15 protein-coding genes are annotated in these 22766 nt (G+C 45.4%); 6 read left to right on the plus strand and 9 right to left on the minus strand.

Annotation, left to right across the window (positions count from 1 at the left end):
- Positions 1-22: 22 nt before the first annotated feature.
- The 3 genes from R7F64_RS02640 to R7F64_RS02650 all read right to left on the minus strand — a co-directional run bounded on the left by R7F64_RS02640 (position 23) and on the right by R7F64_RS02650 (position 3193).
- Entirely contained in the window at positions 23-1987 is a 1965-nt protein-coding gene (locus tag R7F64_RS02640; protein WP_318071427.1) for a monovalent cation:proton antiporter-2 (CPA2) family protein, read from the minus strand.
- The gene (locus R7F64_RS02645) at positions 1984-2601 is read right to left on the minus strand and encodes an NAD(P)H-dependent oxidoreductase (protein ID WP_005375391.1); all 618 of its coding nucleotides are present in this window, start codon (positions 2599-2601) and stop codon (positions 1984-1986) included. The genes R7F64_RS02640 and R7F64_RS02645 overlap by 4 nt, the downstream gene beginning before the upstream one ends.
- A gap of 166 nt (positions 2602-2767) precedes the next feature.
- Positions 2768-3193, minus strand: coding sequence for a universal stress protein (locus R7F64_RS02650; RefSeq protein ID WP_104976479.1), 426 nt, complete (start codon positions 3191-3193; stop codon positions 2768-2770).
- Positions 3194-3638: 445 nt separating this feature from the next.
- Here R7F64_RS02650 and R7F64_RS02655 point away from each other — a divergent pair, with 445 nt between their 5' ends.
- The 5 genes from R7F64_RS02655 (at position 3639) to vmeQ (ending at position 13280) form a co-directional block, all read left to right on the plus strand.
- A complete protein-coding gene (locus R7F64_RS02655; protein ID WP_318071428.1) occupies positions 3639-5210 on the plus strand; it encodes an ATP-binding cassette domain-containing protein in 1572 nt (523 codons plus the stop codon).
- 206 nt (positions 5211-5416) lie between these two features.
- On the plus strand, positions 5417-7576 hold the full coding sequence (locus R7F64_RS02660) for a prolyl oligopeptidase family serine peptidase (protein WP_318071429.1): 2160 nt from the start codon (positions 5417-5419) through the stop codon (positions 7574-7576).
- 528 nt (positions 7577-8104) lie between these two features.
- Positions 8105-8896: a hypothetical protein gene (locus R7F64_RS02665; protein WP_005375405.1), complete on the plus strand. Its 792-nt coding sequence runs from the start codon at positions 8105-8107 to the stop codon at positions 8894-8896.
- A gap of 90 nt (positions 8897-8986) precedes the next feature.
- Entirely contained in the window at positions 8987-10129 is a 1143-nt protein-coding gene (gene vmeP / locus R7F64_RS02670; protein ID WP_054578671.1) for an efflux RND transporter periplasmic adaptor subunit VmeP, read from the plus strand.
- Positions 10130-10139: 10 nt separating this feature from the next.
- Positions 10140-13280 carry an efflux RND transporter permease subunit VmeQ gene (vmeQ, locus tag R7F64_RS02675; protein WP_318071430.1) on the plus strand — a complete coding sequence of 1047 codons (3141 nt, stop codon included), beginning with the start codon at positions 10140-10142 and terminating at the stop codon, positions 13278-13280.
- Positions 13281-13603: 323 nt separating this feature from the next.
- On the opposite strand, the gene speG is transcribed toward vmeQ, so the two are convergent.
- Positions 13604-14143, minus strand: a complete 540-nt coding sequence (gene speG, locus R7F64_RS02680; RefSeq protein ID WP_005375417.1) for a spermidine N1-acetyltransferase — start codon at positions 14141-14143, stop codon at positions 13604-13606.
- Between the two features lie 246 nt (positions 14144-14389).
- On the opposite strand from speG, the gene R7F64_RS02685 reads away from it, so the two are divergent.
- Positions 14390-14542 carry a hypothetical protein gene (locus R7F64_RS02685; RefSeq protein WP_005375418.1) on the plus strand — a complete coding sequence of 51 codons (153 nt, stop codon included), beginning with the start codon at positions 14390-14392 and terminating at the stop codon, positions 14540-14542.
- Between the two features lie 112 nt (positions 14543-14654).
- Here R7F64_RS02685 and R7F64_RS02690 read toward each other — a convergent pair whose 3' ends face one another.
- The 5 genes from R7F64_RS02690 to R7F64_RS02710 all read right to left on the minus strand — a co-directional run bounded on the left by R7F64_RS02690 (position 14655) and on the right by R7F64_RS02710 (position 22708).
- Positions 14655-15704 carry a sensor domain-containing diguanylate cyclase gene (locus R7F64_RS02690; protein WP_021707655.1) on the minus strand — a complete coding sequence of 350 codons (1050 nt, stop codon included), beginning with the start codon at positions 15702-15704 and terminating at the stop codon, positions 14655-14657.
- Between the two features lie 282 nt (positions 15705-15986).
- Positions 15987-16838 carry a carbenicillin-hydrolyzing class A beta-lactamase CARB-42 gene (locus R7F64_RS02695; RefSeq protein ID WP_005375420.1) on the minus strand — a complete coding sequence of 284 codons (852 nt, stop codon included), beginning with the start codon at positions 16836-16838 and terminating at the stop codon, positions 15987-15989.
- Positions 16839-17164: 326 nt separating this feature from the next.
- Positions 17165-17731 (minus strand): copper-resistant cuproprotein CopI, encoded by a 567-nt coding sequence (gene copI, locus R7F64_RS02700; RefSeq protein ID WP_064376773.1) that lies wholly within the window; start codon positions 17729-17731, stop codon positions 17165-17167.
- Positions 17732-17807: 76 nt separating this feature from the next.
- Entirely contained in the window at positions 17808-20987 is a 3180-nt protein-coding gene (locus R7F64_RS02705; RefSeq protein WP_318071431.1) for an efflux RND transporter permease subunit, read from the minus strand.
- A 2-nt stretch (positions 20988-20989) separates the two neighbouring features.
- Positions 20990-22708, minus strand: coding sequence for an efflux RND transporter periplasmic adaptor subunit (locus R7F64_RS02710; RefSeq protein WP_318071432.1), 1719 nt, complete (start codon positions 22706-22708; stop codon positions 20990-20992).
- Positions 22709-22766 lie beyond the last annotated feature (58 nt).

Consider the following 22766-nt stretch of genomic DNA (forward strand, 5'->3'; position numbering starts at 1 on the left):
GAGGTTTTTAATATGGAGTGCGTTATCGTTGGATAGACTCTTCTCTTGGTGGTGTTAGCTCTTGGACGTTATCTTCATTAAAGTCATCGGCGTAACCTTTAGGTGGCGGTGTCCAACCACGTTCTGACCGCGATAGTTTGTCATGACGATCTTTTTGCATCTCTTCCGCCATTTTCTCCTCTAACTGAATAAACAGTTGTCGGAAATTGTTGTCATAGCGTTCACCTTCAGAATCATCTTCCCAAGCTTTGTAAAGTATTTCTGACTTACGTGCTTCAACACGCTTATATGTCGCCTTCTGTTGTTCAACAAAGAAGGGGTGAATGCCAAGGGCTTTCATTGTGTGACCGCCCATCTCCAATGCAGAATGGTAGGTCTCTGATTCAATAATATCAGCCCCCGCTTGACGCAAAAGATAGCCATGTCCACGGTCAAAGGCACGTGCAATCACTGTTACTTTTGGGTACGTGTGCTTAACGTACTTCACCAGTTCTACACTCGATTCTTGGTTATCAATCGCCACAACCAACGCAGCGGCGTGCTCAATGCCGGCTGTATGTAGCATATCTGGTCGAGTCGCGTCGCCAAAATAGGCGCGAGTGCCAATCTGGCGCATGTTATCGACTTGGTCAGATTGATGGTCAAGTACCACGGTAGTCACGCCGTTTGATACCAATAGGCGATTCACTATTTGTCCAAAGCGGCCGATGCCGGCGATGATCACCGTGCCTGTTTCCTCAATCGTATCGCTTTCGCGTTCATTTGACTGGCTTTCAAAGCGCGGCAGAATCACTCTATCAAACAGAATAAACAAACCTGGTGTCAGGAACATCGAAATCGCAACCACTAACGCAAGAGTTTGTGAAAGTTCAAATGGGATGACGTGGTTTTGCACTGAAAAGCTTAGAAGCACAAAGCCGAATTCACCTGCTTGAGCCAAGCTTAGGGTAAACAGCCAGCGGTTGCTTCCTTTCACCCTAAATATCAGTGCAAGAATAAACAGCACCAAGGCTTTCAAAACCATCACGCCAATGGTCAATGCCATGACCAACCAGAAATCACCAAAAAGGACCGAGAAGTTGATCCCTGCGCCAACGGTAATAAAGAACAGACCTAACAATAGGCCTTTAAATGGTTCGATATTGGATTCTAACTCGTGGCGGAATTCACTGTTCGCCAATACAACGCCAGCCAAGAAGGTTCCTAAGGCAGGAGATAAGCCCACTAAACTCATCAGTGCAGCGATACCAATGACAAGCATGAGTGCAGTTGCGGTAAAGATTTCTCGCAAACCAGAGCTAGCCACATAATTGAGCAGAGGTCGACTTAAAAAGTGTCCACCAACGACGACGATTGCAATCGATGCTGTGATTACGATGCCGTATGCCCAGCCAGGCAACCCCGCAACGAGGCTTAATTCTTCATGGTGCGCTGCGGCTGCTTGAGCCGCGGACTGTGCCTGTTCAATTAATTCAGGTAAGGCCAATAGAGGAATGAACGCCAACATTGGTATCACTGCAATATCTTGAAAAAGCAACACGGAGAAAGCGTTTTGTCCACCTTCCGTCTTCGTTAATCCTTTTTCGCTAAAAGTTTGCAAAACAATCGCAGTAGAAGAGAGGGCGAAGATCAAACCTATGGCTAAGGCTATGGTCCAAGGCTGGTCAAAGTACAAGGCAATACCCATAATCGCTGCGACGGTACCGCCGACTTGCAGACCTCCTAAGCCCATTAAGCGATTGCGCATCGCCCACAACATTTTGGGTTCGAGCTCTAAGCCAACGAGAAACAGCATCATCACCACGCCAAACTCGGCAAAGTGCTGGATTGTTGTTGTTTCTTCACCGACTAAACCGATAATTGGGCCAATGACCACACCTGCGATGAGATAGCCTAAAACGGACCCAAGTCCCAAACGCTTAGCAAGTGGGACTGCAATTACAGCAGCAATCAAATATACGAAGGCTTGTAAGAATATTCCTGTCATGAAGCCTCCTTAATGAGCTCTGGCAATGCGCTGTTAAGCTTGATTAATGACGCCGCAGCTTCAACATCCAACCTATCTTCGACTAAAGCTGTTAGCAGGCTCTTGTACCGCTCAACATGACGAGGGATTCGCCCTTCTTCATCTGCTGTACGTGCACCAAACATCGCGAGAGGGGCAATGTAGTTCATGCCTGTCAGTGCGGACATTTGTTCAATAGGCGCAAGCAGTTGACGAATCGTAAAGTGGTTGTAGCCCTCTGCCTTATAAGCTTCTTCTTTACCCCCTGCAGACAGCACACAAAGCATGGTCTTGCCTTGCAGTGCTGTGCCATCTGTACCGTAAGCAAAGCCATATTCCAAAACCAGATCTTGCCACTCTTTTAAAATCGCAGGCGTTGAATACCAATATAGTGGGAATTGGAAAATCACCACGTCATGTTCACGTAAGCGTTGCTGCTCACGGTCGATATTAATATCGAAACGAGGGTATTCGCCATAGAGATCAACACATGTCACGCCTTCAATTTTTTGAGCTTCTTTGAAAAGTGGAGTATTCACTTCTGAACGATGCTGGGAAGGATGAGCAAAGAGAATGAGTACTTTTTTATTTGCCATAGGGATCCTTGCTATCTAAGTAACCATGCCCAGTAGGAGCGCGGGTTGGTTAGAAAATGTAACTCATAAATGATCGCCAAGCTAGTTTGGAAAACTGTTTAAGCTGTTTCAATATCAATAAAAAACCACCAAATAAATTGGTGGTTTTGGGAAGCGTTACGTTTTACTAATCATGAATAGGGACGACTAGAATATCCACCGGTGACTTGTTAATTAAGTGTCTGGAGTAAGAAATAATCTTGCTCCAGAAATCTTGGTGGTGGCCACAAATCAGAAGATCCACTTCTTGCTCTTTAATGGTGACCTCTAATTTATCAGCCAAGTCGCCAGTACCTACGAAGAAATGTTTAAGTGGGTAATCCATGTAATCACTAAATGTCTTTAAACATCCCATTGAATGCTCATTCAACGGCCTTTGATCCGGGTTTTCTTTAATGTCTACAAGCTCACGATAGATTTCTCCGTGCGTACCATCAATATGAATAAAGGAGATATCGGAGTCGAGATAGTTTGCCATTGATACCGCTCTGTCGATAAGCACGGTGCTTTCATCTGACAGTTCGAGTGCAACAAGGATATGTTTGTATTTCATAACCACGCCCTTATGTGGATTATCTTTACCCTAAGCATAGTATGGCTTGGACAAAAATTGTGTTGCTAAGATCTCGAAATTGTTCAAAGACTTGTTAAAAAGTTAATGTGATATAACAACTTACTGTGAAACTTTCTTTTTGTTCACATTTGGTTAGAAAGCTTGCTTTTTGAACAAAAAAGCGGCTACACTCTGCGCATCATTTCTCTAGGAGATTACGCCAACATGAAGAACTAAACCTGTCATCCATATTTTTACTTATTTTTTGGATCTGCAGGGTTAGTAGGCGTAGCTCACTTTCCGATATTTCTTTGCAACAAGACGACTTTTTGATTTGACGTATATCGTCGAGCTTTACATAGAGCTTAATGCGTTTGTGCACGCGTTTTGTTGCAATTTCAAATCATAGCTACGGCTGTTGTCCCTGTCATACAGGAGGCAAATTATGCCAGTTTTACAAGCTTTTAATGTTAGCCATCAGTTTGATAATGGCGATACGCTATTCCAGTCTATTTCTTGTTCCATGACTAAACGACGTGTTGGTTTGGTTGGGCGCAATGGCATCGGCAAGTCGCTTTTGGCTTCCATTTTAGCGGGAGAAACTCAGCCTGCCAGCGGTGTTGTGACTGCTCCCTCTTCTTTCATGATGTATCGCCAGCAGCCGTCTGATCTGCTTTCAGGTCAGCAATCGATCGCCCAGTTTCTGGGCAAAGATGCGGTCTTGCATGCTTTAAAGCAGATTGAACAAGGTGATGTTTCTGAACATTGGTTCGAACTGGTTGGCGAGCAGTGGGATATTGAATTAAAACTCAAACAGCAGCTCGCTGCGATGGGATTACCGCAAGACCCTGATTTCTCTTGTGCTCGGCTCAGTGGTGGTCAGTCGGCACGTTTGCAGCTATGGCAGTTGTTTGAAAACGAAACGGAGCTTTTGATTCTCGATGAACCATCCAATCACCTCGATACCGAGGCGAAACAATGGCTGATAGAGTCTATGACGCATTTCAGCGGCGCGATTTTACTCATCAGTCACGATCGTGAGCTGCTGCGAGAGATGGAGGAAATTTGGGAGCTATCGGGCCTAGGTTTACAGGCTTTTGGTGGAAATTACGATGTGTACGCCGAGAAAAAACGCACTGAACTGCAAGCGGTCGAGAGGCAGTTAGCGCAAGTCGATAAACAGAAAAAACGGTTAGCCGAGCAAGCCCAGAAAAATCGCGAAAAAGCAGACCAACGCGCCGCGCAAGGGAACAAACTGCGCAAAGACGGCAGTCAGCCCAAAATTTTGCTTGATGGAAAAAAGGATAGCGCGACCGCCAGTGCCTCAAATCGCAATAAGAATGAGCAACTCAGACAAGCGCATTTACAAGCCAAAGAACAGGCGTTGCAATCGCGACATGAGCAGCTCAAGGCGCAAAAGTTTTATCTTACAGATAATCCGAACCGTTCGCGAAAAGTATTGTCGATACAAGAAGGTATATTACCTTTTGGGAATTCTACACCTATCACGTTGCAGATTTTTGCGAACGACAAAGTCCATCTCAAAGGGAAAAATGGCTGCGGAAAATCAACCTTGTTAAAGGCATTGCTTGGCGAGTTATCGTTGCAGAGTGGTGAGTTGCAAGTGAATACGCCTTTGTATTATCTCGACCAACATTTTGGCGCAGTGAATCCAAATCTTTCGTTACTTGAAAACGTAATGGAGAGCTGCCAAGAGATGACGGAAAGTGAAGCGAGGACCTTATTGGCCGGGATCGGTTTTCGTCGAGATGCTGTGTTTCGGTTGGGGCGCCTACTGAGCGGTGGCGAGAAGATGAAGCTCGCGATGCTGATAGTCAGCCACCAAAATTCTCAGCCTTTGCTGCTGCTTGATGAACCAGATAACCATCTCGACCTCGAGTCAAAAATAATGCTTAGTCAGGCATTAAAGACATACAAAGGTGGATTTGTTCTGATTAGTCACGACCAAGATTTCGCTTCTGAGTCTGGGGTTTTGCGTCAAATTGAACTGACTTAGACGAAAGAGAGTAAACGCCATCGTAGCTCTTAAGTATTGCTCCTAAGCTCTACACCGCCACTTACCGATATGTAGAATTCGCAGGAAATGAGGGAGTTAGGATGGCTTTCACAACTCGTTTAATGAAATTAGATTCATTTTGTCGATATATAGTAGAGTTCTGATGTATTGCACAAAAAGACAACAGAAAAATAAAAAGGAATTTCATGAAAAAGAACACCCTAGCACTCACAACGGCTCTCGTACTCGGAAGTGTGTTGTCTGTGGCGTATGCCAATGAAGCGGCGCAATCGTCGGTTGAACAGGTAACCCCGAAAACCATCACGTATCCAACCACACAAAAAGTGGATGTTGTCGATGACTACTTTGGTACAAAAGTGAGTGATCCTTATCGCTGGTTGGAAGACGATCTCAGCCCAGAAACCGCAGAATGGGTGAAGGCACAAAATGCAGTGACGTTTGATTATCTGTCGAAAATCCCTTACCGCGAGCAGATTGAAGAGCGCATCACTAAGCTCATGGACTACGAAAAGCAAAGCCAACCGTTCAAAGAGGGTAAGTTCACTTATTTCTATAAAAATGACGGGTTACAAAACCAAGATGTGCTTTATCGGCAGTTAGGTGATGGTGAAGCAGAAATTTTCCTCGATCCAAATACTTTTAGTGAGGATGGCACCACATCGTTAGCGGGAGTGAGCTTTTCACGAGACGGTTCTTTGGTCGCATACAGCATTTCGGAAGGCGGTAGCGATTGGCGCAAAGTCATTGTGTTAGACACAGAAACCAAAAAGCCCGTCGGTGAAACGCTGGTGGATATTAAGTTCAGCGGCATCAGTTGGCTCGGCAATCAAGGTTTCTATTACTCAAGTTATGACAAGCCACAGGGGAGTGAACTTTCCGCGAAGACAGATCAACACAAGCTCTACTTTCATAAACTTGGAACGAAGCAAAGTGAAGACCAGCTGATTTTCGGCGGCTTTGAGGAAGAGAAATACCGTTATGTTGGCGGCTATACGTCGGATGATGAACGCTACTTGTTTATCTCAGCCAGCGTATCGACATCGGGTAACAAACTGTTCTTTAAAGATCTGAGTAAGCCAAACAGCCCGCTTAAAACCATTTTAGATAACACCAGTTCTGATACTTGGGTGATAGATAACCAAGGCACGAAGCTGTACTTGGTTACGAACCTTAACGCGCCGAACAAACGCGTCGTGACGGTGGATGCGAGTCAGCCGCAGCCCAAAAACTGGAAAGATTTGATCCCTGAAACAAAGAATGTGTTACGCGTTTCTACCGCGGGTGGCAATTTGTTTGCGAGTTATATTGTTGATGCGATCTCGATGGTGAAGCAATACGACATGAACGGCAAACTCATCCGAGAAATCAAATTGCCTGATATTGGCAGCGCATACGGTTTCTCGGGTAAAAAAGATGAAACCGAAGTCTACTATTCTTTCACCAATTACAAGATGCCCAGCACTACGTATCGTCTGAACATCAAAGATGGTGATAGCGAGGTGTACTACAAATCTAAAGCGCCATTTGATCCAGCTTTGTATGACTCTCGCCAGGTGTTTTACACCTCAAAAGACGGAACAAAAGTGCCGATGATCATCACCTATAAAAAAGGGACACCGATGGACGGCAGTGCACCAACCATCCTATATGGTTATGGTGGTTTCAACATCAGCCTCACACCATCTTTTAACCCGACACGTGCGGCTTGGTTGGAGCTTGGTGGTGTCTACGCGGTAGCGAACATTCGTGGCGGTGGGGAGTATGGTAAAGAGTGGCACAACGCTGGCATTCAAATGCAAAAGCAAAATGTGTTTGATGACTTTATTGCTGCGGCTGAATTCCTAATTGATGAAGAGGTAACGTCATCAAACAAGTTAGCCATTAACGGTGGTTCGAATGGTGGCTTGTTAGTAGGGGCCGTTATGACGCAACGTCCAGAGCTGTTTAAAGTGGCGCTGCCAGCAGTCGGCGTATTGGATATGCTGCGTTACCATACTTTTACCGCAGGTGCTGGTTGGGCGTATGACTACGGCACGGCAGAGCAAAGTAAAGAGATGTTCCAATATCTGAAAAGTTATTCGCCGGTGCACAATGTAAAAGCAGGGGTGGAATACCCAGCAACATTGATTACAACCGGTGATCATGATGACCGTGTTGTTCCTGCTCACTCATACAAATTTGCAGCTGAGTTGCAATCGAAGCAAGCGGGTTCAAATCCGATCTTAATTCGCATCGAAACCAATGCAGGACATGGTGCAGGCACACCAACGCGTAAAATAATTGAGACAAATGCAGATATTTATAGTTTTGCACTGTTCAATATGGGAATAGAGAAACTGCAATAGTGCGAATTGTTTGCGTTTTAGTTATCGAAACGCATCGGCGCTTTATCGCTCGATAATAAAAGGGAATCACAGAGAGTGACTCCCTTTTTATTTATTATAGGCCTACTATTCTAATCTGATGCTAGGCTAATCAAACTAAGGTTTTTTAAATTATTATAATGTTCTAATTAATCTGAAGAGTGTTGTACGATCGAAATGAAACATTGATCGCGATCACCTAAATCCATTGCACTCTCTATTTATATGGTAAAATTAATTAATCATTTGTTCTAATGATAATTGAATTTTCATAAGTTTTAATATTTCCTTCTTCATTGGTATTACCAAATTTCAAGTTATATAAGATATAAGTAGCGGTGATTGAACTTTTACGATGCTTTATTTTATTTTAATTAAAACGTCGAATGTTTCGTCATTATTGAATTTGCTTTGATAATTTATGTTATCCAAAGCGAGTTGTGTTGCTTGCTATTTATGATGACCTCATGACGTGAATAATTTTATAATCATTAAAATGGATACAGTTTTATGAATTTAGTGAAACCGTCTGTTGCCATTATGGTTGCAGCCCTACAACTCGCGTCTTCTGCCTATGCGCAGACAAACAATAACGAAGAACTACAAGATATGTCTGACCCACTTGCGGTATACACCCAAGCTGGCTTTGGTATTACTGATAAAGGCGCGAACATCAAAATCGGTCAAACTTACCAATCTAGCCAGCCTGGTACCATGGCGATGAACATCATTGAAATGAAAGGCATTGGTGGTGAGCTATTTGGCATTCGCGACAATGACGATCCAATATATGCCAACGTTGATGACAGCATTGACTCTTTCAGACTACGTAATTTCCAAGTAGAAGTCGCAAAAGGTCTAGGCCGTCAATTAGATGTAAACTACGACGTTGATAACGATAAATTAGATGCATCTTATAGCTTTATTCAAGGTCTACCTAAGTTTGGTATGTTGCAGCTATTTCCTTTAGCTGGTGCGGGTGTCACTATTGCTAATGATTTTAGTGGTGATGACAAAGGTTATGAAATTCCAGGTACTTTCACTGTTGTGGGTATGTACTCAAAAATTGAATTAACCGATAAAATCTGGATTAACTACAACCCAATGTATATGCATACGTTGTCTGGGTCTAGTCAATATAAAGATACTTATTATGCAGGTGAAGATAATATATTGGCTCATGAGTTTGCGTTGTCTTATCAAATTAATCCTCGCGCAAATATTCGTTACTTTGCAAACTGGAATGATCACGTTAATTTCGGTGATGGTGATCACCGTATCGAATTTAACTACCAATTCTAACTCCCTCGTTTATTTCCAGAATAGAAAGTGCGTTTATCCATATATTTAAATATTTAGGCTAGGGCACTTTCTACATAAAGTAGGTTTATCATGAAAGCCAAATATAAATTTGCGTTGGTATCTATTGCTATATCTTCTGCATTACTATCAGGATGCAAAACTGGCGATATCGCAACGAAAACTGCCCAAGCACCCTCTGTTGAAACCGTTACCCTAACCGAAACAAAAATCACTCCTTATCATACTTTTATCGGTCGAACTGAAGCGGTAAATGACGTTGATATTATGCCTCGAGTCGGTGGCGAATTAACCGCGATTCATTTTAAAGATGGCGATATGGTCGAAAAAGGCCAATTGCTGTTTGAAATCGACGACCGTCCTTACAAAGCGGCACTGGCGTATGCAAAAGCGTCGTTGCAAAAAGCAAAAGCACAACTCGTTCAAACTACGCGTGATGCAGAACGTGTGAAGAAACTCATCAAAGATAAAAGCATCAGTGAGCAGCAATACGATGACGCCATTGCCGCGCAAGCCGCAGCGATTGCTTCGGTAGAAGAGGCGAAGGCGACGCTGGTTTCAGCAAGGCTCGATCTTGAATTTAGCTCTGTGCGTGCTCCTTTCTCTGGCCGCGTGGGTTTCAGCAACTTCCGAGTGGGTGACCGTATTTCGAAAATTCAACTCGTTCCTCTTGTTTCGATCACTCAAATCGACCCAATTCGCTTTGGCTTTGATGTGGATGAGAAGCTCTACCGCCGCGTAAGAAGTGCCATTGATGTGGCTCATCGTAACGATGACAAACTGGATGTTGATTTAACACTGACGCTTTCAGACGGTTCATTGTATCCGCTTGATGGCAAGATCTACGCCGTTGGCAACAAGATCGATTTAGAAACAGGCTCAATTCGAGCAGAAGCACAATTTGATAACCCAACTTACGCGCTTATGCCGGGTGAATATGGCAACTTGACCATCAAGCTGCGCAACAAAACCATTGATGGTTTGCTTATCCCATCGGCGGCTGTTCAGCAAGACCAAGCGGGTGACTACGTCATGGTGGTTGGTGATGATCACGTGGTGTCTCGTCGTAACGTTGAACTTGGTCAGACCTACGGTGTGAAACGTGCTGTGCTGACTGGCTTGGCGGCTAACGAAAAAGTCATCGTCAATGGTCTACAAAAAGTGCGTCCGGGTGCAACGGTGAAAGACGTTGAACTACAGAGTGAACAAGGCTGAGTGAGTACTGATGTTAAGTAAATTTTTCATTCACCGGCCGAAGTTTGCTTTGGTGATCTCACTGGCGATGACATTGATGGGTATGCTCGCCCTGAAAGTCTTGCCAATTTCTGAGTATCCTCAAATCTCTCCAGCGGTAATTACGGTGAGCACCATGTATCCGGGTGCAAACGCGGACGTGGTTAAAAAGACCGTAGCACAACCGATAGAAGCCAAAGTCAACGGCGTTGAAGACATGATTTACATGTCTTCTGTGATTGGTAACGATGGCTCATACACATTGCGTATTTACTTCCGAGTGGGCGCAGATGGCGATATGGCGCAGGTTCGTGTGAACAACTTGGTGGCACAGGCGACGTCGTCTCTACCACAAGAAGTAAACCAAATCGGTGTGACGGTTAAGAAGAAATCTTCCGACATGCTGGGCGTTATCACACTGCGTTCTCCGAAACAGTCTCACGACAGTATCTACCTTTCTAACTACGCGGATCTCAATATTGTCGAGCGTCTAAAGCGTATCGAAGGTATGAGTGACATTACGCTTCTGGGTAAGAAAGACTACTCAATGCGAATTTGGTTGAACCCAAATAAACTGGCTACCTTGAAGCTTTCTGCTAGCGATGTTATTGGCGCAATTAAAACGCAAAACATCCAAGTGGCGGCGGGTAAGATCGGTGGTATGCCAGCTCCAGGTGATCAGCAATATCAATATGTTTTGCAAACCAAAGGCCGCCTTACTTCTGCGGAAGAGTTCGAGAACATCATCATCCGTGCGAGCAAGAAAGGTTCTTTGATTCGCTTGAAAGATGTGGCTCGTGTCGAAGTTGGCGCACAAGGTTACGAAGCTGATGGTCGTATGAATAACGAACCAGCCGCCGTTCTGGCCTTGTACCAGTTGCCGACAGCGAACGCGCTAGACGTGATGGAACGCGTGAAAGAGGCCATGAAAGAGTACGAGAAATCGTTCCCAGATGATTTGGTCTACGACATCGCGTATGACTCTACCGAATACGTAGAGACATCGATTGATGAAGTGTACGAGACGCTGGTGATTGCGGTACTTCTTGTCACCTTCGTTGTGTACGTTTTCTTGCAGAACTGGCGAGCGACTATCATTCCAACCTTAGCGATTCCGGTTTCCATCATTGCGACTTTCGCAATCATGGGCGTGATGGGCATGACCATTAACACCATCTCGTTGTTTGGCTTGATCCTCGCCATCGGTATCGTGGTGGACGATGCGATCATCGTGGTAGAGAACGTGGAGCGGGTTATCCATGAAGAGCATTTAGACCCGATTCCGGCCACGATCCAAGCTATGAAAGAAGTGACGGGGCCAGTATTGGCAACAACGCTTATTTTGTTGGCGGTATTCGTACCGGTTGCGCTATTGCCGGGTATTTCTGGTCGGATGTTCAACCAGTTCGCAGTCACCATCTGTGTGTCGGTGCTGATCTCTGCGATCAACGCATTAACGTTAACGCCAGCGCTTTGTGCGTTGATGTTGAAATCTACTCACTCGCAACCTATTGCGCCTTTGCGTGCGTTTAATCGAGGTTTTGAAGCAATAACGCGCAAATACCAAGGTTTAGTTGGCTTCTTGAGCCGTCGTATTGTGCTGAGTATCGGTGTTTATGGCGCGCTTATTGCGGTGCTGGCATTTGCGTTCATGACCGTACCTTCCTCTTTCGTACCGAACGAAGATAAAGGCGTGTTCATGGTCGAAATGCGTTTGCCAGACGCAGCAGCATTGCAGCGTACTGCACCATTAATGAAGAAGTACGTTGATGAGCTAAAACAGATGGAAGGTGTGGAGAACGTGGTTTCGGTTGCGGGCTTCTCGGTAATTAACATGGCGTCGATTCCAAACTCGGGCATGTTGATCATCAAACTGGATAACTGGAGCAAACGTAAAGACCCTGAGCTACACCAACGCGCATTGATGAATAAAGTTAACCAAATGCTGAACTCAACGCCAGATGCCGCTTCGTTCGTTTTCGCGACGCCGGCAATCAAAGGTATGGGTGCGGTGGATGGTTTCAACCTTGTGCTGCAGGACAACTTGGGCCGTTCTCCACAAGAGTTGGCAAAAACAACCGCTGATTTTGTTGCCCAAATCAACCAACTGCCTGAAGTTGCACATGCGTTCTCGATTTTCCGTGCGAATATTCCGCAACGTTACATCGATATTGATCGCGATAAAGCGATTTCGATGGGCGTACCGTTGAATGAAATCTTCAGCACACTGCAAGCACAGTTGGGCGGCGCCTACATTTCTGACTTCAACTTGTTTGGTCGTTCGTACCAAGTGAAAGTGCAAGCAGAAGAGCAATACCGTGACAATATCGACGACATCAACCATCTGTTTGTTCGCTCAAGCTCTGGAAAAATGGTGTCACTGGCAACGCTAGTGAAAGTGAAGCCGATCTTCGGCCCAGATACCTTGTCGAACTACAACATGTTCAGTTCTGCAACCGTGAACGGTGCGCCAGCGCCAGGTTACAGCTCGGGTGATGTTGTAAAAGCCATTGAAAAACTGGCTGCGGAATCTTTGCCAAGTGGTTACTCGTACGAGTGGTCAGGCATGACTTACCAAGAGATGAAAGCAGGCAACATGGCACCAATCGCGTTCGCATTGTCTTTGCTGTTCACCTACTTGTTCTTGGTGGCTCAGTACGAAAGTTGGACCATTCCTGCTGCGGTAATGATGGCGGTTCCAGTCGCGATTCTCGGCGCAATGGGTACGCTACTGCTGGTGGGACAACCGTTCGATTTGTATGTACAGATTGGTGTGGTCATCTTGATCGGTATGTCCGCCAAAGTGGCGATTCTTATCGTGGAATTTGCCAAAGTTCTGCGAGAAGAAAAGGGCTTATCCATCATTGATGCTGCCAAAGAAGCTGCTCGAATCCGTTTCCGAGCAGTACAGATGACCGCATTCGCCTTCATCTGGGGGGTATTCCCGTTGGTGATTGCATCGGGTGCCGGTGCGGCATCTCGTCACTCACTGGGCTTTGCGGTATTCGGCGGCATGATTCTCTCTACGTTTGTTGGCACGTTACTGACGCCAGTGTTCTTCGTGATGATGCAATCTCTGCGCGAGAAGTTTAAGCGAAAGAAACCCACTGAACTTGAGGTGAGCGAGCAATAACGCTGATTTCAACTGACTGACTCCACAACACCCCCACGCTGTGTGCGATTGGCCAATGCCTTTCATTGATATACAACCACCGTCGCAGCGGGCACTTACGGCTCAGAAAACAGTGAAGGAGAGAACTACAAAGGCTTCTTTGGTGGTATTGGTCTTGGTTACCTCGTGAGCAAACGCCACTCTTTTAACGTAATGACGTTTGTCATGGACAACAACACCTATTTGGATGAAGCAGACAAGCGCATCGTATTATCATATCAATATCAATTTGAATAAATAAAAACGCAGCCCAAATAGCTGCGCTTTTACTTTGATAGAATGAACTAGTGAATTGAGTTGTTTTCTTCGATCTTTTTCTGGTATTGGTGTTTTAATATATACATGCGCTTAACATCGCTGTAAGCGCCGTTAATAAAGTATTCTTCTACAAGGTGACCTTCTTCGATAAAGCCGCATTTTTTGTATAAGTGAATAGCGACTTCGTTATCCACTGCGACTAATAAGTAGATTTTACGTAGATTAAGAATTGAGAATGAGTAATCTAACGCACGATTAATCATCTCTGTCGCATAACCTCGGCCTTGATGCTCTGGGGCGATGATTATCTGAAATTCCGCGCTGCGGTGAATGTAGTTAATCTCGATCAGCTCAACTAAGCCAATTACGATGCCGTCTTCATCTTCGACGACAAAACGCCTTTCAGCGTCATCATGTATATGTTTTCGATAAAGTTCTTCGAGCTCGTCATAAGACTCGTAAGGTTCTTCGAACCAGTAGGCCATGATATTTCGGTTGTTATTCAGTTCATGAATAAAGCGCAAATCAGAACGCTCTAATGCACGCATTTTTAGGCCTTTCTTCATCATTTTTCTCCAATGAGGGCGGAGAATACCTCCGCACTTGATGCTAGAAAATATTACCGTATTTCACAAGAATAGCGCATCTTTTTTTGGAAAATATCCTGTGATTTTCAATGTGGAAACTTAGAATTCACGACAAATATAAATTAATCTTTACGATAAAAAACTCGATTAGGTGCTTTGCCTAATATCGTATTAAATACCGCGCAACGACTTAGTGTCTTAATCTAAACAAACAAGGTATTCAATATGTTTTCAATCGGTGACGTAGTAGTAGCGACTAAAGGTATCGATCTTGGCGAAATGGTTGTTACAGGTTTAAGCAGTGGCGGTTTTTACACACATGTAAAAGCAGGCGAAAAAACACTAACTTACCCAGCTAAAGATCTTAAGAAAGCATAATTAAATTTGCTCATTCTTATTTTTAACTGGCTTAAAGTTCGTATTAGTTATTTTAAGCGGGTTAGAATCGATAAAAGGTAGCGCAATGAGTCGCTACCTTTTTTTATTTTTTCTACCTTTCTTCACCAATATGAAACTCAACGCGATTTCTTCCAGTTTCTTTTGCCTTGTAAAGTGCTAAGTCGGCGCGTTTAACTAATGGTTCAAATGAGTCGTCGAGACGACAGACTTGAGTTACCCCAATACTCGCGGTGAAGCTCATATCACAACCTGAATGTTGAACGGTCGTCGTTTCTAGTGCATTACGAATTGTTTCTAATGTGTCTAGAGCTTGCTGTGATGAGCGACTTCTTAATACGATGGCAAACTCTTCACCGCCAACTCTGGCAAGTAAGTCACAATCAAGTAGATGACTTTTAATAGTATTGACTGCATGGATCAGTGATTTATCGCCTGCGTCATGACCAAATCGGTCATTGAGGCTTTTAAAATTGTCGAGATCTAAAATAGCAACATGGAAGTCAATGCCCTGGGTTCGGTATTCATTTAGGCGGCTTTCGATTTGTCGCATGAACTCTCTGCGGTTTGGAATACCTGTTAGATCATCCGTCGTGGCGAGGTGCTCCATCTTCATAATCTGTATATGAAGGGCAATGTTTAAAGCAATCCAATTAGCGATGCACTGAAGCTGTGCCGCTTGTTCGTTTGTGTAAATGTGCGTTTGATGATGCGCAACATTAAGCGTTCCTAGGCAGACTTTACCGTGCATTAAAGGCGCGTCCATACACGTACCCATACCATTGGATGCGAGCATCATACAATCGATCTCATCAGATTGCGTAACATCATCGCAGATCATCAGTTGTTGCTTTTTGAACACTCGGCCAACAAACGCTTGATGAATGGGCACTAAAAATTCAGCGGGAATCGCTTTACTACCAGAGAAAGAGTAGACCTTTAGATGATCATTGTTTTCATAAAGTGTGATACTCGCACGGTCAGAATTAAATATACGATTTATCCATTCTGCCACCGTATCAAGTACTTGCTGTAGTGTTTCCGATTGAGCTAAAAAGTGAACAAACCCTATCGGCATACATATCGGACTTTCCATGTTTTGCATCGATAAGTCATCAGGGTTAAAAGTTCTTTCAAGTCTCAATAGACATCTCCTTGGCAATGTTGCAAATACCAACAATAAATTACGTGAAGCTATTTTGTAGAAAATGTGCTTCTTGGTAAGAGTATGGTTTAATTATCGCCGTTTGTGTGCATTTGGTTGCTTAATGTGGGCGTTAACTCACCCTAAATAAGTAAATCTTATACCTATTTATAAGTAAGTCATTACTCAATAAGTGGTGTTTTTAAGATGGAAGTACAGAATGAGCCCTTCTGGAAGAGAAGGGCTAGAAAAGGATACAAATGGGGTCAGGTGAGTAGAGACTTAATTGTCTTTGTACTTTTGTAAAATCAACTGACTTATCTGCGCAACGAGCTGGTCCCTAGCTTGAAGTGAGAGCTCGGTTTCTGTGACATAAATACTAATGTAAACAGGTCGATGATTTTCCTTCCATATAATCGCGTTAATGCCACGCGAACCATGACCACCCGCACCAGAACGGTCTGCAATAGACCAACCTGTTGGTAATACAGAACGCATTAACGAGTCTGAAACTTTGTTGTCCTGCATCCAGATTTTTAATTGTACACGAGACTCATAAGACAACGTTTCGCCTTCGACCAAAGTTCGAAGAGTGTTTAGTATGGCGTTAGGTGTGGTTGTGTCGCGGCTGTCGCCTGGTGTGGCTTCGTTCAAGCGAGGTTCTATTCTGTCTAGGCGCGTTGCTTTATCTCCAATTGTTCGCAGAAACATTGTTACGGCTTTAGGGCCGCCAATTTCATTTAATACCAAGTTGGCTGCAGTATTATCACTCATTAACATAGCGGCTTCACACGCGTGCTCTATGCGTGTGTTTTGGCCTGCGAGCTTATCCATCACTGGAGACCATACAACGATACTGCGCTCATCGACTTTTGCGGTCGCATTCTTACTTAGCTTACCGCTGTCCATATCACTTAGCATTTTGGCACAAGCTAGGGTTTTGAATGTGCTCATGAGTGGGAAGCGTTCATCGCCACGGTAGTCCCAACGCTCGTCTGCTTGGGTATCCCAAACTGACACCCCAATTCTGCTTGAGGTTTGTTGCTCGAGGAGAGAAATGTCCTCATTCAGTTGGGACGCGTAACTTAGGGTTGAGCAAACCATTAGCCCAGCCAACAAAAATAACTTTTTCATGGATCGTGTTCTTCAATTTTAGTTTTAGTTCGCACCGTAGCGATGTCACGTAAACTATAACGAGCCAATACTCTAAACACTGTTAAATCTATGTCTATTTTATGTAGGATTCTTTGCAATACGCTAATACGGTCTCAATATGAGGAGAAGAGTGTTGCTATCAAGGCCCGTAGTTTGGCTTATATATTACGTCGGTGATTCGGTCATAAAAATATCTTAGCGTGAGACACTGGCTCAGAATTTCTTATCATGAGCTAACGAATAGTTTGATCCAGAGAAATAAAAGGAGCTGAATCATCAGCTCCTTTGTCTAGTTGGATAATTACTTACAGTTCAATCTTTTTAACCATGCCCGATTCTGCATGGCCCGGAATGTTGCACGCGAACTCAACCTTGTTGTCACCGTGGAAGTGCCACAGTAATTGCTTCGCTTTACCTGGTTCTACCGTAACTGCGTTGCCTGAGTCATGCATGTGATCGCCACTCATTGTCTTCATCATTTCGCGATGTTCTAGCTGCTCTTTAGCCGAACCAATCGTAAACTCGTGGTTGATCTTACCGGTGTTCATGACCACAAATTGCACCACATCGTTTGGCTCAATTTTAACGTCTTTTTTGAACTTGATGGTCATGTCATCACCCAAGATAACGTGTACCACCTTGTCTGGCTTTGCCCCTTTTGCTGGCATACCTACTGCCGACATGCCCGGCATATCCATCATGTTTGAATGGTCCATTTTACTGTGGTCCATCTTCATACTGCCGTGGTCCATATTTTCATGCTTCATGTTGCTATGATCCATGTTCGCGTGGTCCATGTTTGAATGATCCACTTGGGCAAACGCAGTCGTTGTTGTTAGGGCTAGAGCAAGAGTGATTAGTGTCTTTTTCATTTTTATATCCTTGTTTTAATTCATTATTAACTTGGTTGCTTCCCCTCAAACGGCATGTTTGAGAGGAAGGTAGGGGTTAAGCCTTGTTGTTTACATCACTAGCTTGTGTGCTAGCTTGGTGATTAGTCGCATTGCTATGACGCAACTCACGTTGTTTCCACAGCTTGAAGATGGCTGGAAGCACCAACAGCGTCAGCAGCAGTGCCGATGCCATACCACCAATCATTGGTGCGGCGATACGTTGCATTACTTCTGATCCTGTACCTTCGCCGTACATGATCGGAATCAGACCAATAATGACCGTCAGTACCGTCATCATTACTGGGCGAACACGCAGGCCTGCACCTTCACGAATGGCATCGGTTAGGTCTTTCGTCTCAAGCTTCTGTTGGCTCTCTTCCGCATCCAGCTTTTTGTAGTGCCATGCTTGGTTGAGGTAGACGAGCATGATGACCCCAATTTCAACCGCGACGCCTGCTAGGGCAATAAAGCCGACCCCGACGGCAATCGAGAAGTTGTAGTTGAGGATATGCATGAGCCACAAACCACCGACCATAGCGAGTGGTAGCGTAAGCATGATGATCATTACTTCGCCGACACGACGGAAGCTGAAGTAAAGCAGTAGCATAATGATGGCGATGGTGATTGGTACCACGACACTCAAGCGATCTTTCGCACGTTCCATGTATTCGTATTGACCAGACCAAGCCAGCGAGTAACCCGCAGGAAGCTCCAATTGATCAGCCACGACTTGCTGTGCTTCCACGACGTAAGAGCCAAGGTCACGACCATCGATATCGACAAACACCCAGCCGTTTGGACGCGCGTTTTCCGTCTTGATCATCGGAGGGCCGTCTTCGTAACGAATGTCCGCTACATCAGCCAGCGCAATACGAGCGCCATTTGGTGTCACCAATGGTAGGTTTTGCAGTTTAACCACTGAGTCGCGGTAGTCTTGTGGGTAACGAACGTTGATTGGGTAACGCTCCAAGCCTTCAATGGTTTCACCCACATTCATGCCACCCACCGCAGTGGAGATCACTTGTTGAACGTCTTTGATGCTTAAGCCATAACGCGCTGCGGCACGACGTTTAATGTCGATCGTGACATAACGACCACCTGCTACACGTTCTGCATAAACCGATGCCGTGCCTTGTACGTCGTTAAGAATTGGCTCCAACTGAGAGCCGATCTTCTCAATCACTTTCAGATCGGGTCCGGCGATCTTAATGCCGATAGGGGTTTTGATACCCGTTGCCAGCATGTCGATACGCGTTTTGATCGGCATTACCCAAGCGTTAGTAAGACCAGGGAACTGAACCAGCTTGTCGAACTCTTTGCGCAGTGACTCGGTTGTTACCCCTTCACGCCATTGGTCGCGTGGCTTCAACTGAATCACGGTTTCAATCATGGTGAGTGGCGCTGGATCGGTTGCAGTTTCAGCTCGGCCAATCTTGCCCCATACGGTTTTCACTTCTGGAACGGTTTTGATCAGCTTGTTGGTTTGTTGTAGAAGCTCGCGTGCTTTACCAATTGAGATACCCGGATAGGTTGTTGGCATGTACATCAAGTCTCCTTCATCCAGCGGAGGGATGAACTCGCTACCCAGTTTACTGGTTGGGTAGTAAGCCGACGCCATTAGACCTAATGCGATAACAATCATGGTCTTAGGGTATTTTAAGCTGATGTTCAACAGCGGGCGATACAACGCGACCAAACCACGGTTAACTGGGTTTTTGTGTTCCGGTAACACCTTACCGCGAATGAAGTAGCCCATAAGAACAGGCACGAGTGTGATTGCCAAACCTGCTGCCGCTGCCATGGCGTAAGTCTTAGTGAACGCAAGCGGCGAGAACATCTTGCCTTCTTGGCCTTCTAAGGCGAACACTGGTACGAAGCTAAGAGTGATGATCAGCAATGAGAAGAACAGCGGTGCGCCGACCTCTTCTGCGGCTTTACCTATTACTTGCCAGCGGTTTTTGTCGGTCAGTGGCGTTCGTTCAATGTGCTTGTGAACGTTTTCAATCATCACGATTGCACCATCCACCATGGCACCGATGGCAATCGCGATACCACCAAGGGACATGATGTTGGCATTGATGCCTTGCCAATGCATTACGATAAACGCAGTGAGAATACCGACCGGTAGACTCAGAGCGATAACCAATGAAGAACGAATGTGGAACAAGAACAGCGCACACACAATCGCAACGACGATGAACTCTTCTGCAAGCTTCTTCCATAGGTTTTCTACCGCTGAATCGATAAGGGTAGAGCGGTCGTAGGTTGCAACAATTTCCACGCCTTCTGGTAGGCTGCGTTGTAGGTCTGCGAGTTTGTCTTTGACTTTCGCAATCACTTCACTGGCGTTCTCACCAAAGCGCATCACGATAACACCACCTACCGCTTCACCTTCGCCATTCAGCTCTGAGATACCACGGCGCATTTGTGGACCAAGGTTAATGTCTGCGATATCACCTAATAGCAACGGCGTGCCTTTCTCGGTGACTTTGAGAGGCAGTGATTTGATGTCTTCAATGCTGGTTAGGTAACCCGTGGTACGAACCATGTGTTCGGCTTCCGCAACTTCGATAACGGACGCGCCGGTTTCTTGGTTGCCGTTTTGGATTGCCATGTTCACTTGTTGCAAAGTGAGGTTGTACGCACGCAGCTTGGCAGGATCAATCTGCACTTGATACTGCTTCACCATACCGCCCACGGTCGCAACTTCAGAAACGCCATCAACGGTTTGCAATTCGTACTTCAAGAACCAATCTTGCAGGCTGCGAAGATCCGCCAAATCATGTTTGCCAGTTTTGTCTTGTAATACGTAGCTGTAAACCCAGCCCACGCCCGTTGCATCAGGACCTAGGGTTGGTTTTGCGTTCGGTGGCAGCTTTGGTGCTACTTGGCTCAAGTACTCCAACACGCGTGAACGTGCCCAGTACATGTCGGTATCATCGTTGAAAATGATATAAACGTAAGAGTCACCAAAGAAAGAGTAGCCACGAACTGTCTCAGCACCCGGCACGGCAAGCATGGCGGTGGTGAGTGGGTAAGTAACTTGATCCTCGACGACTTGAGGAGCTTGACCCGGATAGCTTGTCTTGATGATCACTTGCACATCAGAAAGATCCGGAATCGCATCAACAGGCGTATTCTTTACACTGTAAAGTCCGCCTAATACAAGGGCTAAGGTCGCGACCAACACTAGGAATCGGTTGCTCAGTGACCAACGAATAATAGCATTGATCATAATTAACCCTCGACGGCTGATGTTGCAGGAACTAGCTGTTTAAGAACGTAGTCAGATCCTTGTTTTTCAACTAGAAACCGAACTTTCTGTCCTTCTTCAAAACCCGATAGATCAACGTCTTCACCCACTGAGAAGTTCATCTCGCCTGCATCCCAGTTCCATTCTGCAACGGGTAGGTGGTTTAAGGTGATCATGCCAAAGTCGGCCATCAACATTGTGATGTCACCAGTTAGCCAAACTTCTGCCGCAATGACGCTGTTGTCTGCCTTATAGTCGATAATTTGGTACTGACCGGACTCCGTCTTTTGCATTTCAAATTCGATAGCCTGACCTTTTTTCAAGTCACCCATTTCAACACCATCTGCGAAAGTGAAGTTCATTACCATGCCTGGCCAATCCCATTCTGGGACCGGCTGGTGGTTGATGGTCAGCATGCGGTGATCTTTCATTACTTCTGTGATCTCACCTTTGGCCCATGCTGTTTCCGCCGCTGCTTCTACACCATTGATGCGAGACAGATCCGCCGACTGGCTTGATTCAGAGTCGAGCATGAAGTGAGATGACGTAACGATCTTATCGCCTTGTTTAAGTCCTTGTAATACTTCGATTTGTTCGCCAGCTTCGCGGCCAACTTCAATTCGAGCTGAGCGGTATTTGCCTTCGCCCTCAGCCAGAACAACGCGAGTCATACCGCCAGAGCGAATAACAGATGATTTAGGAATCGTTAATACTGCGTCGTCAGTAACAGGCTGCAAGGCAATATTGGCGAACATGTTTGGCTTCAATGCGCCATCTGGATTAGGGAATTTAAGGCGCACACGCAACGTACGTGTTTTTGGATCAAGGATTGGGTACACGTAATCCACGACACCTTGCCATTCATTGCCCGGAATCGCGTCAAGGGTCATCGTGGCTTGAGAGCCTGCTTTCATCCAGTGTGCTTGACGCTCAAAGACTTCTGCATCAACCCAAACATTGTCCAAAGGACCTGCACTGATCACCGCTTGAGCAGGGGACAAATAGCCACCTTCACGCACGTTTAAGCTCGCGATAACGCCATCAGCAGGAGCTTTGATTTCAATGGTTTGTGATGCTTTACCACTACGAGTAATGGATTTGATTTGAGCACGGTCAACCCCAAGCGTTACCAAGCGTTCGGTCGCGCCTTTTACAAGACCTTTGCGGCCAGTGCGGTACGCATTCAGCAATTCTTCTTGTGCTTTAACCAGTTCTGGAGAGTAGAGCGTGAACAGCACATCGCCTTTCTTCACTTTCTCACCCACGGCATTGATGTAGAGTTTTTCTACCCAACCCGCCACACGAACGTTGGTTTGCCATAACAGACTTTCATCAAAGGCAATATAACCAACCGTTTCGATGCGTGGTGACAACTGTTGTAGTGTCGCGTTTGCGGTTTTAACCCCGAGGTTATTTTCTACTGAAGGGTCAATAGTCACTGTACCTGGTGCATCTTGTTCACCGGATAGGTCTTCTGCGTAAACCGGAATCAAATCCATGCCCATTGGGGATTTACCCGGCTTGTCGCGTTTGTAGTTCGGATCCATTGGGGCAACCCAGTAAAGCGGATCATTAGAGCTTGCAGCAGATTCGCCACCCATCGCACTCATGTTGTGAGCCGAGCCCGTAAGAAAATGATTAGCACCAAACCCTAAAGCACCACCAACAATCAGCGCGATGGTTGCAATCTTTAATGTTTTCATTGTTTTACCTTATTTTCCCCTTCACATTTGACGCTACAGCGTTGTTGCCTGCTCTCGT

This window comes from Vibrio sp. Vb1980 (assembly GCF_033338615.1).
GTDB classification, from domain to species: domain Bacteria; phylum Pseudomonadota; class Gammaproteobacteria; order Enterobacterales; family Vibrionaceae; genus Vibrio; species Vibrio alginolyticus.